The organism is Janthinobacterium sp. GW821-FHT03C10 (assembly GCF_059420865.1).
Map to the genome: position 1 here is coordinate 445,533 of NZ_JBWKUN010000005.1, position 14,574 is coordinate 460,106.

Here is a 14,574-nt window from a genome sequence, read left to right on the forward strand (position 1 = left end):
ATGCGGGGCGAATGACGGGAAAATGCGGCTTGGCGGCAGGGATGATAAAAAAAATGCGAAAAAAGTCGACTTTTTCGCGCCAACCCTTGCACTTTCTCAAATCGGGAGCTTATAATCACGCCCCGAAGCAGCCAACTTCTTCTTTATACGCAAATGCAGCAGTCAGGCATCGGTAAATAAGGTTGACAGTTGTGAGTAGATGCTTCATACTCTGCGGTTCCCGCGGAGGGGTGGCCGAGTGGTTAAAGGCGACAGACTGTAAATCTGTTCTCTATGAGTACGCTGGTTCGAATCCAGCCCCCTCCACCAAGTTTTTGCAAGGAAAACTGGGTAGTAGCAAAAGTAAGTGAAGATAATGTGAACGATACCTCGCGGGTGTAGCTCAATGGTAGAGCAGAAGCCTTCCAAGCTTACGACGAGGGTTCGATTCCCTTCACCCGCTCCAGTTTCCGTTCAGATGCTTGATGCATCGCATGCAACAAATTACAGCCCTTGTAGCTCAGTGGTAGAGCACTCCCTTGGTAAGGGAGAGGCCACGTGTTCGATCCACGTCAAGGGCACCAGAATTCGCAGCAGGCAGCACAGAAGCAATTCAAACCAGACCGTCGGGCGTGTGCCTGAGCAATCTAATCAAATCATTAGGAGTTCAAAATGGCAAAAGGTAAATTCGAACGGACCAAGCCGCACGTCAACGTCGGCACCATCGGCCACGTCGACCACGGTAAAACCACGCTGACCGCTGCAATCGCAACGGTTCTGTCGAAGAAATTCGGCGGCGAAGCCAAAGCATACGACCAGATCGATGCGGCTCCAGAAGAAAAAGCGCGCGGTATCACGATCAACACCGCCCACGTCGAGTACGAAACGGAAACGCGTCACTACGCGCACGTTGACTGCCCAGGCCACGCCGACTACATCAAGAACATGATTACCGGTGCTGCCCAGATGGACGGCGCGATCCTGGTGTGCTCCGCAGCTGACGGCCCAATGCCACAGACCCGCGAACACATCCTGCTGGCCCGTCAAGTTGGCGTTCCATACATCATCGTGTTCCTGAACAAGTGCGACCTGGTCGACGACGCAGAGCTGCTGGAACTGGTTGAAATGGAAGTGCGCGAGCTGTTGTCGAAGTACGAATTCCCAGGCGACGACCTGCCTATCATCAAAGGTTCGGCACGTATGGCGCTGGAAGGCAAAGAAGGCGAGATGGGCGTGGACGCAGTGCTGCGTCTGGCCGATGCGCTGGATGCCTACATCCCAACGCCAGAGCGCGCTGTTGATGGCGCCTTCCTGATGCCAGTGGAAGACGTGTTCTCGATCTCGGGCCGCGGTACCGTGGTGACCGGTCGTATCGAGCGCGGCATCATCAAGGTCGGCGAAGAGATCGAAATCGTCGGTATCACCGATACCGTCAAGACGACTTGCACCGGCGTGGAAATGTTCCGCAAGCTGCTGGACCAAGGTCAAGCAGGCGACAACGTTGGTCTGCTGCTGCGCGGCACCAAGCGTGAAGACGTGCAACGTGGTCAAGTACTGGCCAAGCCAGGCTCGATCAAGCCGCACGCCCACTTCACCGGCGAGATCTATGTTCTGTCGAAAGACGAAGGCGGCCGTCATACGCCATTCTTCAACAACTATCGTCCACAGTTCTACTTCCGCACGACGGACGTGACCGGTTCGATCGAGTTGCCAGCAGACAAAGAAATGGTCATGCCAGGCGATAACGTGTCGATCACCGTCAAGCTGATCAACCCGATCGCGATGGAAGAAGGTCTGCGCTTCGCTATCCGCGAAGGCGGTCGTACCGTCGGCGCCGGCGTGGTTGCAAAAATCCTCGCATAAGGAAATGTTATGCTTCCACCCGGGGCGTCCTGGGTGGTAGAATAGCACTCCTCGAAAGTTTTACGTAGGGACGTAGCTCAATTGGCAGAGCGTCGGTCTCCAAAACCGAAGGTTGGGGGTTCGATGCCCTCCGTCCCTGCCACCGTCAAGGTGCAGGGCACCGAAAGTAGAAAAATGTCAAATCAATCCGTGCAAACCGTTAGCACGTCGAGTGACAAGATAAAAGTCGCGCTGGCAATAGTAGCTGCGATTGCAGGAGTAGTCGGGTTTTATTACCTGGCAGGCCAACCAGCTCTGGTGCGTGCAAGCGCGCTTGTGGCTGGTTTGGTTATTGCTGTTGCGCTCTTGTATGTCTCGACGACCGGCCGTGAATTTCTCAATTTCGCCAAAGAAGCTGTGCGCGAAACCAAGAAAGTCGTATGGCCTACCCGCAAAGAAGCCACGCAGATTACTGCGATCGTGTTTGCCTTTGTGCTGGTCATGGCGATTTTCCTGTGGGGCACGGATAAATTGCTCGAGTTTTTGTTGTATGACGTAATTCTGGGTTGGAAAAAATAATGAGCGAAAATGTGCATGATGAAGCGGCGGACGAGTCCGTTCCGGGCGATGCTCCGGTAGCGGACACTGGTGCAGCGCTGAGCGTGCCAGTGAGCAGCAAGCGCTGGTATGTCGTGCATGCTTATTCCGGCATGGAAAAAAGCGTCATGCGCGCACTGACCGAGCGCATCGAGCGCGCGGGCATGCAAGACCAGTTCGGCCAGATCCTGGTGCCGATCGAAGAAGTCGTCGAAGTCAAGAATGGCGTGAAATCCGTCACCGAACGTCGTTTCTATCCTGGCTATGTGCTGGTTGAAATGGAAATGACGGACGAGAGCTGGCACTTGGTCAAGAACACCAGCAAGGTTACCGGTTTCATCGGTGGCAAGTCGAACAAGCCGACGCCGATCTCCGCGCGCGAAATCGATGCCATCATGCGCCAGATGCAGGAAGGTGTTGAAAAGCCCCGTCCCAAAACCTTGTACGAGGTGGGCGAGCAAGTGCGCATCAAGGATGGTCCGTTCACGGACTTCAACGGCAATGTCGAAGAAGTCAACTACGAGAAATCCAAAGTGCGTGTCTCGGTCACCATCTTCGGCCGCGCTACCCCGGTAGAGCTCGAATTCGGCCAGGTCGAAAAAGTTTAAGTTGTATCAGCGCCACCAGGAGCGCCGCAGCGGTCTCAGCGAAATCCGGTCAGAGGAGCCCCGCCAGGGTAGGATCGGCGGGGCGCTACTACTCAATCCAAGATAGGAGCCATCATGGCAAAGAAAATCATTGGTTTTATCAAGCTGCAAGTGCCAGCTGGTAAAGCAAACCCATCCCCACCAATCGGTCCAGCTCTGGGTCAACGTGGTCTGAACATCATGGAATTCTGCAAGGCCTTCAATGCACAGACCCAAGGTCTGGAGCCAGGCATGCCGATTCCAGTCGTGATCACCGCGTTTGCGGACAAGTCCTTCACGTTCGTGATGAAGACGCCTCCAGCAACCTACCTGATCAAAAAAGCTGCTGCGATCACCAAAGGTTCGCCGAAGCCACATACCGACAAAGTCGGTACGCTGACCCGCGCACAAGCTGAAGAAATCGCTAAATTGAAAACCCCTGATCTGACCGCTGCCGACATGGATGCTGCTGTACGCACCATCGCTGGTTCCGCTCGTTCGATCGGTATCACGGTGGAAGGTGTTGTATAATGGCTAAGTTATCCAAACGTATCAAGGCTTTGAAAGCCAAAGTCGACCGTACCAAAGTGTACGCCTTCGACAACGCTGTCGCTCTGATCAAAGAGTGCGCAACGGCCAAGTTCAATGAATCGATCGACGTATCGGTACAACTGGGCGTTGATCCTAAGAAATCCGACCAAGTGGTGCGCGGCTCCGTCGTGCTGCCAGCTGGCACCGGCAAAACCGTACGCGTGGCAGTATTCGCGTCGGGCGAAAAAGCGGAAGCTGCCAAGGCAGCTGGCGCCGACATCGTCGGTATGGAAGACCTGGCTGAGCAGATCAAAGCCGGCGACATGCCTTTCGATATCGTTATCGCTTCGCCAGATACCATGCGTATCGTTGGTACCCTGGGTCAGATCCTGGGCCCACGCGGCATGATGCCTAACCCGAAAGTCGGCACTGTTACTCCTGACGTCGCTACCGCCGTGAAAAACGCGAAAGCCGGTCAAGTTCAGTACCGTACCGACAAGTCCGGTATCATCCACGCTACCATCGGCCGTAAATCGTTCGCTGACGCAGATCTGAAATCGAATCTGGTCGCACTGATCGACGCACTGAACAAAGCCAAGCCAGCATCGAGCAAAGGCGTGTACCTGCGCAAAGTTTCGCTGTCGTCGACCATGGGCGCTGGCGTCCGTGTTGACCAGGCTAGCCTGGCAGCTTAAGTAACAGAATCAAGTCCTGTAGCGCCTTCGGGCGCTGCGGGCGCATCTTTGGGCTGTCTGCCCGGTGTCCGCACCAGGCAGGCAGACAATCAAAGACCGTTGGGCCGACTGCGATCACACATGCAGAAGGTTAATAGGCTTGCCGGCAACGGCAAGTGCCCAACGCAGATGGTGTACCCGAACAAGTTTTGTAGTCCTCATGCTGCGTGAATCCATCCGCTCAGTTTAGTACTTCTTGACTTCGGACGCCGTGTTCGAACCGATGCAAGGCGCTCAACCACTCGGTTGTGATTGCCGAACATCATTTAAGGAGGTTGACCGTGAGTCTCAATCTGAATGACAAAAAGGCCGTCGTCGCCGAAGTTTCCGCACAAGTAGCAAATGCGCAAACGATCGTCGTGGCCGAATATCGTGGCATCCAGGTTGGTCACTTGACGCAACTGCGTGCTAAAGCGCGTGCCCAAGGCGTGTACCTGCGTGTGTTGAAAAACACTCTGGCTCGTCGCTCCGTTGAAGGTACCGCATTCGCCAGCCTGGCAGATGCCATGACCGGCCCGTTGATCTACTCGATCTCGGCCGATGCCGTTGCAGCAGCTAAAGTCATCGCTGACTTCGCTAAAACCAACGACAAACTGGTCATCAAAGCAGGTAACTACGCAGGCAAGCCGCTGGATACAGCTGCTGTCACCGCGTTGGCGAGCATTCCTAGCCGTGAAGTCCTCATTTCGCAGTTGTTGGGCGTTATGCTGGCTCCGGTTTCGGGCTTTGCACGTGGTCTGGCTGCCCTGGCAGCGAAAAAAGGCGAAGGCGCCGAAGCTCCTGCAGAAGCAGCAGCAGAAGAAGCCCCAGCAGCCGCTTAATTGCGCGCGCTTTTTTCTCTCAGTACCAATCTGATGTAACTAACGTAATAAATTTAGGAGTTTCAAAATGGCAATTAGCAAAGACGATATCCTGGAAGCAGTTAGCGCCATGTCCGTAATGGACCTGAACGACCTGGTTAAAGCATTCGAAGAAAAATTCGGCGTGTCCGCAGCAGCGATGGCTTCGGCCGGTCCTGCAGCAGGCCCAGCAGCAGCTGCTGAAGAGCAAACCGAGTTCAACGTTGTTCTGGACACCTTCGGCGCAAACAAAGTTGGCGTCATTAAAGCAGTTCGCGAAATCACCGGCCTGGGCTTGAAAGAAGCTAAAGACCTGGTCGATGGCGCACCAAAAACTGTGAAAGAAGCAGTGTCGAAAGCTGACGCTGAAGCTGCAGTGAAGAAACTGGTTGAAGCCGGCGCAACCGCTTCGATGAAGTAATATCTGTACTGGCGTCAGTTAGCGCCCGAGTCAAAGTCTGAGGTTTCCCCTCGCAAGGGGGGAAATCCGACTTTGGCTCCTTTGTCGTCTGCATCGTATTTGTCATGTAGTTGTAGCAGCAGTTTTTATTCGATTCAAGCCGGAAAGCAGAGCCTTGAGGTTTCGTCTGTGTCACACGCAGCGGTGCAAACGAACACTTGCAAAACCTGAATTTTCTATCCTTTCTGTCACTCACGGAGTGTCCATGCACTACTCATTTACTGAGAAGAAACGCATTCGCAAATCATTCGCGAAGCGCGCCAACGTTCACCACGTTCCGTTCCTGCTGGCGACCCAGCTCGAGTCTTATCATAGCTTCTTGCAAGAGGACATAGCACCGTCCGGCCGCAAGAATGATGGCCTGCAGTCGGCTTTCACCTCGATTTTCCCTATCGTGTCGCACAATGGTTTTGCGCGTCTCGAATTCTTGTCGTACGTTCTGGGCGATCCTGCCTTTGACGTCAAAGAATGTCAACAACGTGGCCTGACGTTCGCGTCGCCGCTGCGCGCGAAAGTGCGCCTGGTGATCCTGGACAAGGAATCGCCAACCAAGCCCGTCGTCAAAGAGATGAAGGAACAGGAAGTCTACATGGGCGAATTGCCGCTCATGACGACCACTGGTTCGTTCGTGATCAACGGCACGGAGCGGGTTATCGTTTCCCAGTTGCACCGTTCGCCTGGCGTGTTCTTCGAGCACGACCGCGGCAAGACTCACTCGTCCGGCAAGCTGCTGTTCTCCGCGCGTATCATTCCTTACCGCGGTTCGTGGCTGGACTTCGAGTTCGACCCGAAAGACATCCTGTTCTTCCGCGTCGACCGCCGCCGCAAGATGCCAGTGACGATTTTGCTCAAAGCCATCGGCATGTCGCACGAGCAAATCCTGGCCAATTTCTTTGTCTTCGACAATTTCAACCTGCGCTCCGAAGGCGCGGAAATGGAATTCGTCTCCGAGCGTCTGCGCGGCGAAGTGGCGCGTTTCGACATCGTCGACAAGTCGGGCAAGACCCTGGTGCTGAAAGACAAGCGTATCAACGCGAAACACGTGCGTGATATCGAAGCTGCCGGCATCAAGCACATTTCCGTACCGGAAGACTACCTGCTGGGCCGCGTATTGGCGAAGAATATCGTCGATGGCGACACCGGCGAAGTCGTCGCTTCCGCGAACGATGAGCTGACGGAAGACCTGCTGGGCCGCCTGCGCGATGCCAACATCTCCGAAATCCAAACGTTGTACACCAACGACCTGGATCAGGGCGCCTACATCTCGCAAACCCTGCGTATCGACGACACCGCCGACCAGATGGCTGCGAAAGTGGCGATCTACCGCATGATGCGTCCAGGCGAACCTCCAACGGAAGACTCCGTTGAAGCGCTGTTCAATGGCCTGTTCTACAACTCGGACCGCTACGACCTGTCGGCCGTGGGCCGCATGAAGTTCAACCGCCGCATTGGCCGCGATGAACTGACGGGCGCCATGACCCTGTCGAACGAAGACGTGCTGGCCGTGATCAAGATCCTGGTGGAACTGCGCAATGGCCGCGGCGAAGTCGACGATATCGATCACCTGGGTAACCGTCGCGTACGTTGCGTGGGCGAACTGGCCGAGAATCAATTCCGCGCCGGCCTGGTGCGTGTTGAGCGCGCCGTCAAGGAACGCCTCGGCCAAGCCGAAGCGGACAACCTGATGCCGCACGACCTGATCAACTCGAAGCCGATTTCGGCCGCGATTCGCGAGTTCTTCGGTTCGTCCCAGCTGTCGCAGTTCATGGACCAAACCAATCCTCTGTCGGAAATTACCCACAAGCGCCGCGTATCGGCTCTGGGACCCGGCGGTCTGACACGCGAACGCGCCGGCTTTGAAGTGCGCGACGTGCATCCGACCCACTACGGCCGCGTCTGCCCGATCGAGACACCGGAAGGTCCGAACATTGGTCTGATCAACTCGCTGGCTCTGTACGCCCGCCTGAATGAATACGGCTTCCTGGAAACCCCGTACCGCAAGGTCGAAGGCTCCAAGATTACCGATCAGATCGACTACCTGTCCGCCATCGAAGAAGGCCGCTACATCATCGCCCAGGCGAATGCGACCATCAACGACGAAGGCATGCTGTCCGATGAACTGGTCTCGGCCCGTGAAGCCGGCGAAACCATCCTGGTATCCCCAGAGCGCATCCAGTACATGGACGTGGCGCCGGGCCAGATCGTTTCCGTCGCTGCCTCGCTGATTCCGTTCCTCGAACACGATGATGCGAACCGTGCATTGATGGGCGCCAACATGCAACGCCAGGCCGTGCCTTGCTTGCGTCCGGAAAAAGCGCTGGTCGGTACCGGTATCGAACGCACCGTTGCGGTCGACTCGGGCACCACCGTGCAAGCCCTGCGTGGCGGTATCGTCGATTACATCGATGCGGGCCGTGTCGTGATTCGCGTCAACGATGACGAAGCGCAAGCTGGTGAAGTGGGCGTCGACATCTACAACCTGATCAAGTACACCCGTTCGAACCAGAACACCAACATCAACCAGCGTCCTATCGTGCAAGTGGGCGACCGCGTCGCCAAGCGCGACGTGATCGCCGACGGCGCATCGACCGACCTGGGTGAATTGGCGCTGGGCCAGAACATGACCGTGGCCTTCATGCCATGGAATGGTCTGAACTTCGAAGATTCGATCCTGATCTCGGAAAACGTCGTCAAGGACGACCGCTACACCTCGATTCACATCGAAGAGTTGTCGGTGGTGGCCCGTGACACGAAACTGGGCGCGGAAGAAATTACGCGCGACATCTCGAACCTGGCTGAAAATCAGCTGGCACGTCTGGATGAGTCCGGTATCGTCTACATCGGCGCGGAAGTGCAGGCAGGCGACACCCTGGTCGGTAAAGTGACGCCAAAAGGCGAAACCCAGCTGACCCCGGAAGAGAAGCTGCTGCGCGCGATCTTCGGCGAAAAAGCGTCGGACGTGAAAGACACCTCGCTGCGCGTGCCTTCGGGCATGATCGGTACCGTGATCGACGTGCAAGTCTTCACCCGTGAAGGCATCGTACGCGACAAGCGTGCCCAGCAAATTATCGATGACGAACTGAAACGCTTCCGTCTGGACTTGAACGACCAGATGCGTATCGTGGAAGGCGATGCCTTCCAGCGTCTGGAAAAAATGCTGATCGGCAAAGTCGTCAACGGCGGCCCGAAAAAGCTGGCCAAAGGCGCCAAGATCACCAAGGAATACCTGGCCGATCTGGACAAATACCACTGGTTCGACATCCGCCCTGCGGACGACGATGCGGCGGTAGCGCTGGAAGCGATCAAGGAATCGATCAACGAGAAGCGTCACCAGTTCGATCTGGCCTTCGAAGAGAAGCGCAAGAAACTGACGCAAGGCGATGAGCTGCAACCAGGCGTGCAAAAAATGGTCAAGGTCTACCTGGCCGTGAAACGCCGCCTGCAGTCGGGCGACAAGATGGCAGGTCGCCACGGTAACAAGGGTGTGGTTTCCCGTATTGTTCCTGTGGAAGACATGCCATACATGGCCGACGGCACGCCAGCCGACGTTGTGCTGAACCCGCTGGGCGTTCCTTCGCGGATGAACGTTGGTCAGATTCTCGAGACGCACTTGGGCTGGGCTGCCAAGGGTCTGGGTATCCGCATCGGCGAAATGCTGAAGGCGCAAACCAAGGTCGAGCAAGTGCGCAAGTACCTGACGACGATCTACAACGACAACGGCCGCGCGGAAGAGCTGAACGACTTCGACGACGAAGAGATCATGAAGCTGGCGGAAAACCTGAAAAAAGGTGTTCCGTTCGCTACGCCAGTGTTCGACGGCGCGAATGAAGAAGAGATCCGCCGCATGCTGGACCTGGCGTATCCGGACGACATCGCCAAGAACCTGGGCATGACCGCATCGAAAAACCAGGTGACCATGTATGACGGTCGCACCGGTGAAGCGTTCGAGCGCAAGGTTACTGTCGGCGTCATGCACATGCTGAAACTGCATCACTTGGTCGATGACAAGATGCATGCGCGTTCGACCGGTCCTTACTCGCTGGTGACGCAACAGCCACTGGGCGGTAAAGCCCAGTTCGGTGGTCAGCGTTTCGGTGAGATGGAAGTCTGGGCACTGGAAGCGTATGGCGCGTCGTATGTCTTGCAAGAGATGTTGACCGTCAAGTCCGATGACGTGAATGGCCGTACCAAAGTGTACGAGAACCTCGTCAAGGGCGACCACGTGATCGACGCCGGCATGCCGGAATCGTTCAACGTGCTGGTCAAGGAAATCCGTTCGCTCGGTATCGATATCGACCTCGAACGCAACTAAACGACAGCACCCTGTCATTTGGTTTGGGAAACACAAAGCCCGGCTGGGAAACCACGCCGGGCAATGTAGTCTCAGGAATATAGAAATTTAATCACCTCTGGAGTGATACATGAAAGCACTGCTCGATCTATTCAAGCAAGTACAGACCAACGAGACCTTCGATGCAATCAAGATCGGTCTCGCTTCGCCTGAGAAAATCCGTTCGTGGTCCTACGGCGAAGTCAAGAAGCCGGAAACCATCAACTACCGTACCTTCAAGCCTGAGCGCGATGGCCTGTTCTGCGCCAAGATCTTTGGCCCGATCAAGGATTACGAATGCCTGTGCGGCAAGTACAAGCGCCTGAAACACCGCGGCGTGATCTGCGAAAAGTGCGGCGTCGAAGTCACCTTGGCCAAGGTGCGCCGCGAGCGCATGGGCCACATCGAACTGGCTTCGCCTACCGCGCACATCTGGTTCCTGAAGTCCTTGCCGTCGCGTCTGGGCATGGTCCTGGACATGACCCTGCGGGACATCGAACGCGTGCTGTACTTTGAAGCATACGTCGTCACCGATCCAGGCATGACCCCGCTGAAGAAGTGCCAGATCATGTCGGAAGACGACTACGCCGCCAAGTACGAAGAGTACGGCGACGACTTCACCGCCTTCATGGGCGCCGAAGGTATCCGTGAACTGCTGCGCTCGATCGACATCCACCGCGATGCCGAGACCCTGCGCGTGGAACTGAAGGAATCGAAATCCGAAGCCAAGATCAAGAAATACGCGAAGCGCCTGAAAGTGCTGGAAGCGTTCCAACGTTCGGGCATCAAGCCTGACTGGATGATCATGGAAGTGCTGCCGGTGCTGCCGCCGGAACTGCGTCCGCTGGTACCGCTGGACGGTGGCCGTTTCGCGACCTCGGATCTGAACGATCTGTATCGCCGCGTCATCAACCGTAACAACCGTCTGAAACGCCTGATGGAGCTGCGCGCTCCGGAGATCATCACGCGCAACGAAAAGCGCATGCTGCAGGAAGCGGTCGATTCGCTGCTGGACAACGGCCGTCGCGGCAAAGCGATGACCGGCGCCAACAAGCGTCCGCTGAAGTCCTTGGCCGAGATGATCAAGGGCAAGGGCGGCCGTTTCCGTCAAAACTTGCTGGGCAAACGCGTCGATTACTCCGGTCGTTCGGTCATCGTCGTGGGCCCGCAATTGAAACTGCATCAGTGCGGCTTGCCGAAACTGATGGCGCTGGAACTGTTCAAGCCATTCATTTTCAATAAACTGGAACTGATGGGTCTGGCAACCACGATCAAGGCAGCGAAAAAGCTGGTCGAGATCCAGGAGCCGGTCGTGTGGGACATCCTGGAAGACGTGATCCGTGAACATCCGATCATGTTGAACCGCGCACCGACCTTGCACCGTCTGGGTATCCAGGCGTTCGAGCCAGTCCTGATTGAAGGCAAGGCCATCCAGCTGCACCCGCTCGTCTGCGCCGCATTCAACGCCGACTTTGACGGTGACCAAATGGCGGTCCACGTTCCTCTGTCGATCGAAGCGCAGATGGAAGCACGCACGCTGATGCTGGCATCGAACAACATCCTGTTCCCGTCGAACGGCGAACCGTCGATCGTGCCGTCGCAGGATATCGTGCTGGGTCTGTACTACGCGACCCGCGAAGCGATCAATGCGAAGAACGAAGGGATGATGTTCCCTGACGTGTCGGAAGTGATCCGCGCCTACGACAACAAGGAAGTCGAACTGACGACCCGCGTCACCGTGCGTATTACCGAATACCCGAAAAACGCCGAAACGGGCGAATTCGAGAAAACGGTCACGCGCTACGAAACGACGATCGGCCGTGCGATCCTGTCGGAAATTCTGCCGAAAGGCCTGCCGTTCTCCGTCTTGAACCGCGCGCTGAAAAAGAAAGAAATTTCCAAGCTGATCAACACGTCGTTCCGCAAGTGCGGCCTGCGCGCCACCGTGGTGTTCGCAGACAAACTGATGCAATCGGGTTTCCGCCTGGCGACACGCGCCGGTATCTCGATCTGCGTCGACGACATGCTGGTACCGCCTCAAAAAGTCACCCTGATCGCGACGGCCGAATCGGAAGTCAAGCAGATCGAACAGCAATACGCCTCGGGTCTCGTGACCGCCGGCGAGCGTTACAACAAGGTCGTCGATATCTGGGGCAAGACCTCGGATGAAGTCGGCAAGGCCATGATGGACCAGCTGAAAGTCGAAGACGTAGTGCGCCGCGACGGCACCCAGTCGACGCAAGAATCGTTCAACGCCATTTACATGATGGCCGACTCCGGCGCGCGCGGTTCCGCAGCCCAGATTCGCCAGTTGGCCGGTATGCGTGGTCTGATGGCGAAACCGGATGGCTCGATTATCGAAACGCCGATTACCGCGAACTTCCGCGAAGGTCTGAACGTGTTGCAGTACTTCATTTCGACCCACGGTGCGCGTAAAGGTCTGGCCGATACGGCGCTGAAAACGGCGAACTCCGGTTACCTGACGCGTCGTCTGGTCGACGTGACGCAAGATCTGGTGGTGATCGAGGACGATTGCGGCACCATGAACGGTACCGTCATGAAGGCCCTGGTTGAAGGTGGTGAAGTCATCGAACCGTTGCGCGACCGTATCCTCGGCCGCGTGGTGGTGCATGACGTCGTCAATCCTGAAACCCAGGAAACCCTGTATGACGCCGGCACCCTGATGGATGAAGACATGGTCGAAGAGATCGAGCGTCTGTCCATCGATGAAGTCAAGGTCCGCACGCCACTGACTTGCGACACGCGCTTCGGCCTGTGCGCCAAGTGCTATGGCCGCGACCTGGGCCGCGGCATGCTGGTCAACGCCGGCGAAGCCGTCGGTGTGGTGGCAGCGCAGTCGATTGGTGAGCCGGGTACCCAGCTGACCATGCGTACCTTCCACATCGGTGGTGCGGCATCGCGTGCGGCAGTGGCATCGTCGGTGGAAGCCAAGTCGAACGGTACCATCCGCTTCACGGCAACCATGCGTTACGTGACGAACGGCAAGGGCGCGCAAATCGTCATTTCCCGTTCCGGCGAAGTGCTGATCACCGACGACCATGGCCGTGAGCGTGAGCGTCATAAAGTACCGTACGGCGCGACCCTGATCGTCAAGGACGGCATGGTCATCAAGGCCGGTACGGCCCTGGCAACGTGGGATCCGCTGACCCGTCCGATCATTACCGAATACGCCGGTCAAGTGCGTTTCGAGAACGTCGAAGAAGGCGTCACCGTGGCCCGTCAGGTCGACGAAGTGACCGGTCTGTCCACCCTGGTGGCGATCGATGCGAAACGTCGCGGCTCGCTGACCAAGACCCTGCGTCCGCAAGTCAAGCTGATCAACGACGCGAACGAAGAAGTCAAGATTGCCGGCACCGAACACTCGGTGGCGATCGGCTTCCAGGTCGGCGCGCTGATCATGGTCAAGGACGGTCAACAGGTATCGGTGGGTGAAGTGCTGGCACGTATCCCGACCGAATCGCAAAAAACGCGCGATATTACCGGTGGTCTGCCGCGCGTTGCGGAACTGTTCGAAGCGCGCTCGCCGAAAGATGCCGGTATGCTGGCGGAAGTCACGGGTACGGTTGCGTTCGGTAAAGAAACCAAGGGCAAGCAGCGTCTGGAAATCACGGACATGGACGGCAACAAGCATGAGTTCTTGATCACCAAGGACAAACAAGTGCTGGTGCATGACGGCCAAGTCGTGAACAAGGGCGAGATGATCGTGGACGGCCCGGCCGATCCACAAGACATCCTGCGCCTGCTGGGTATCGAAGCGCTGGCCCGCTACATCGTTGACGAAGTGCAGGACGTGTACCGTCTGCAAGGCGTGAAGATCAATGACAAGCACATCGAAGTCATCGTGCGTCAGATGCTGCGCCGTGTGCAGATCGTCAATGCCGGCGACACCAACTACATCGTTGGCGAGCAGGTAGAGCGTTCGGAACTGCTGGACGAGAACGATCGCGTAACGTCGGAGAACAAGATTCCTGCGACCTACGAGAACGTCTTGCTGGGTATTACCAAGGCATCGCTGTCGACCGATTCGTTCATCTCGGCCGCATCGTTCCAGGAAACCACCCGCGTGCTGACCGAAGCGGCGATCATGGGCAAGCGCGATGGTCTGCGCGGCCTGAAAGAGAACGTCATCGTCGGCCGCCTGATTCCTGGCGGTACGGGCCTGGCCTTCCACCGCGCACGCAAAGAGAAAGAAGCGTGGGAAGTGGAAGAGCGTCAAGCGCTGCTGCTGGCCGAGAAAGCCTCGATGGCCGGCGAAGCTGCCGAAGCGTTGCAGGATATCGAAACCCAGCAACACCACGGCGACGAAGCGTAATCTACGCTGCCAGCTGACAAAAACGGCACCTTCGGGTGCCGTTTTTTTATGCTCGTCACTGCGATGTTCCTGACTGCGGCCTTCCACCGCACAGGCAAGGAGACGGCCGCGTGGGAATGGCAGAGCGTCAAGCCCCGCTGCTGGCCGATAAAGCCACGCTGGCCGGTGACGCTAGCGACGATCTGCTGGCCATCGAGACCCAGCAACACCACGGCGACGAAGCGTAATCTACGCTGCCAGCTGACAAAAACGGCACCTTCGGGTGCCGTTTTGAATTTTATCAAGCAGCGTACAATTTGCTAT

Annotated in this window: 9 protein-coding genes and 4 tRNA genes; all 13 read left to right on the forward strand. The window is 56.8% G+C overall.

Going from position 1 to position 14,574, the window contains the following annotated elements; all coding sequences use genetic code 11:
• Nucleotides 1-224 precede the first annotated feature (224 nt).
• The 13 genes from AC07VH_RS19100 (at nucleotide 225) to rpoC (ending at nucleotide 14,271) form a co-directional block, all read left to right on the forward strand.
• A tRNA-Tyr gene (locus tag AC07VH_RS19100) sits at nucleotides 225-309 on the forward strand.
• 62 nt (nucleotides 310-371) lie between these two features.
• Nucleotides 372-445 (forward strand) — tRNA-Gly (locus AC07VH_RS19105).
• Between the two features lie 43 nt (nucleotides 446-488).
• A tRNA-Thr gene (locus AC07VH_RS19110) sits at nucleotides 489-563 on the forward strand.
• 88 nt (nucleotides 564-651) lie between these two features.
• Nucleotides 652-1,842 (forward strand): elongation factor Tu, encoded by a 1,191-nt coding sequence (tuf, locus tag AC07VH_RS19115; RefSeq protein ID WP_100428800.1) that lies wholly within the window; start codon nucleotides 652-654, stop codon nucleotides 1,840-1,842.
• Between the two features lie 66 nt (nucleotides 1,843-1,908).
• Nucleotides 1,909-1,984: transfer RNA gene (locus AC07VH_RS19120), tRNA-Trp, on the forward strand.
• A gap of 32 nt (nucleotides 1,985-2,016) precedes the next feature.
• Nucleotides 2,017-2,400 (forward strand): preprotein translocase subunit SecE, encoded by a 384-nt coding sequence (gene secE / locus AC07VH_RS19125; protein WP_010394308.1) that lies wholly within the window; start codon nucleotides 2,017-2,019, stop codon nucleotides 2,398-2,400.
• Nucleotides 2,400-3,026, forward strand: coding sequence for a transcription termination/antitermination protein NusG (gene nusG, locus AC07VH_RS19130; protein WP_076565135.1), 627 nt, complete (start codon nucleotides 2,400-2,402; stop codon nucleotides 3,024-3,026). The genes secE and nusG overlap by 1 nt, the downstream gene beginning before the upstream one ends.
• A 114-nt stretch (nucleotides 3,027-3,140) precedes the next feature.
• Entirely contained in the window at nucleotides 3,141-3,575 is a 435-nt protein-coding gene (gene rplK, locus AC07VH_RS19135; protein ID WP_034753131.1) for a 50S ribosomal protein L11, read from the forward strand.
• The gene (gene rplA / locus AC07VH_RS19140) at nucleotides 3,575-4,270 is read left to right on the forward strand and encodes a 50S ribosomal protein L1 (protein ID WP_034753134.1); all 696 of its coding nucleotides are present in this window, start codon (nucleotides 3,575-3,577) and stop codon (nucleotides 4,268-4,270) included. Before rplK ends, rplA begins: the two co-directional genes overlap by 1 nt.
• 320 nt (nucleotides 4,271-4,590) lie before the next feature.
• A complete protein-coding gene (rplJ, locus tag AC07VH_RS19145) occupies nucleotides 4,591-5,130 on the forward strand; it encodes a 50S ribosomal protein L10 (RefSeq protein WP_034753621.1) in 540 nt (179 codons plus the stop codon).
• A gap of 67 nt (nucleotides 5,131-5,197) precedes the next feature.
• The gene (gene rplL, locus AC07VH_RS19150) at nucleotides 5,198-5,569 is read left to right on the forward strand and encodes a 50S ribosomal protein L7/L12 (RefSeq protein WP_070223390.1); all 372 of its coding nucleotides are present in this window, start codon (nucleotides 5,198-5,200) and stop codon (nucleotides 5,567-5,569) included.
• A gap of 244 nt (nucleotides 5,570-5,813) precedes the next feature.
• Complete coding sequence (gene rpoB, locus AC07VH_RS19155) at nucleotides 5,814-9,920, forward strand: DNA-directed RNA polymerase subunit beta (protein ID WP_152282015.1); 4,107 nt, start codon at nucleotides 5,814-5,816, stop codon at nucleotides 9,918-9,920.
• A gap of 109 nt (nucleotides 9,921-10,029) precedes the next feature.
• Complete coding sequence (gene rpoC / locus AC07VH_RS19160; protein WP_230542354.1) at nucleotides 10,030-14,271, forward strand: DNA-directed RNA polymerase subunit beta'; 4,242 nt, start codon at nucleotides 10,030-10,032, stop codon at nucleotides 14,269-14,271.
• Nucleotides 14,272-14,574 lie beyond the last annotated feature (303 nt).

Excerpts from the sequence above, each read along its gene's own strand:
- tuf (WP_100428800.1), top strand. The coding sequence starts at position 652 with ATGGCAAAAGGTAAATTCGAACGGACCAAGCCGCACGTCAACGTCGGC.
- secE (WP_010394308.1), top strand. The coding sequence starts at position 2,017 with ATGTCAAATCAATCCGTGCAAACCGTTAGCACGTCGAGTGACAAGATA.
- nusG (WP_076565135.1), top strand. The coding sequence starts at position 2,400 with ATGAGCGAAAATGTGCATGATGAAGCGGCGGACGAGTCCGTTCCGGGC.
- rplK (WP_034753131.1), top strand. The coding sequence starts at position 3,141 with ATGGCAAAGAAAATCATTGGTTTTATCAAGCTGCAAGTGCCAGCTGGT.
- rplA (WP_034753134.1), top strand. The coding sequence starts at position 3,575 with ATGGCTAAGTTATCCAAACGTATCAAGGCTTTGAAAGCCAAAGTCGAC.
- rplL (WP_070223390.1), top strand. The coding sequence starts at position 5,198 with ATGGCAATTAGCAAAGACGATATCCTGGAAGCAGTTAGCGCCATGTCC.
- rpoB (WP_152282015.1), top strand. The coding sequence starts at position 5,814 with ATGCACTACTCATTTACTGAGAAGAAACGCATTCGCAAATCATTCGCG.
- rpoC (WP_230542354.1), top strand. The coding sequence starts at position 10,030 with ATGAAAGCACTGCTCGATCTATTCAAGCAAGTACAGACCAACGAGACC.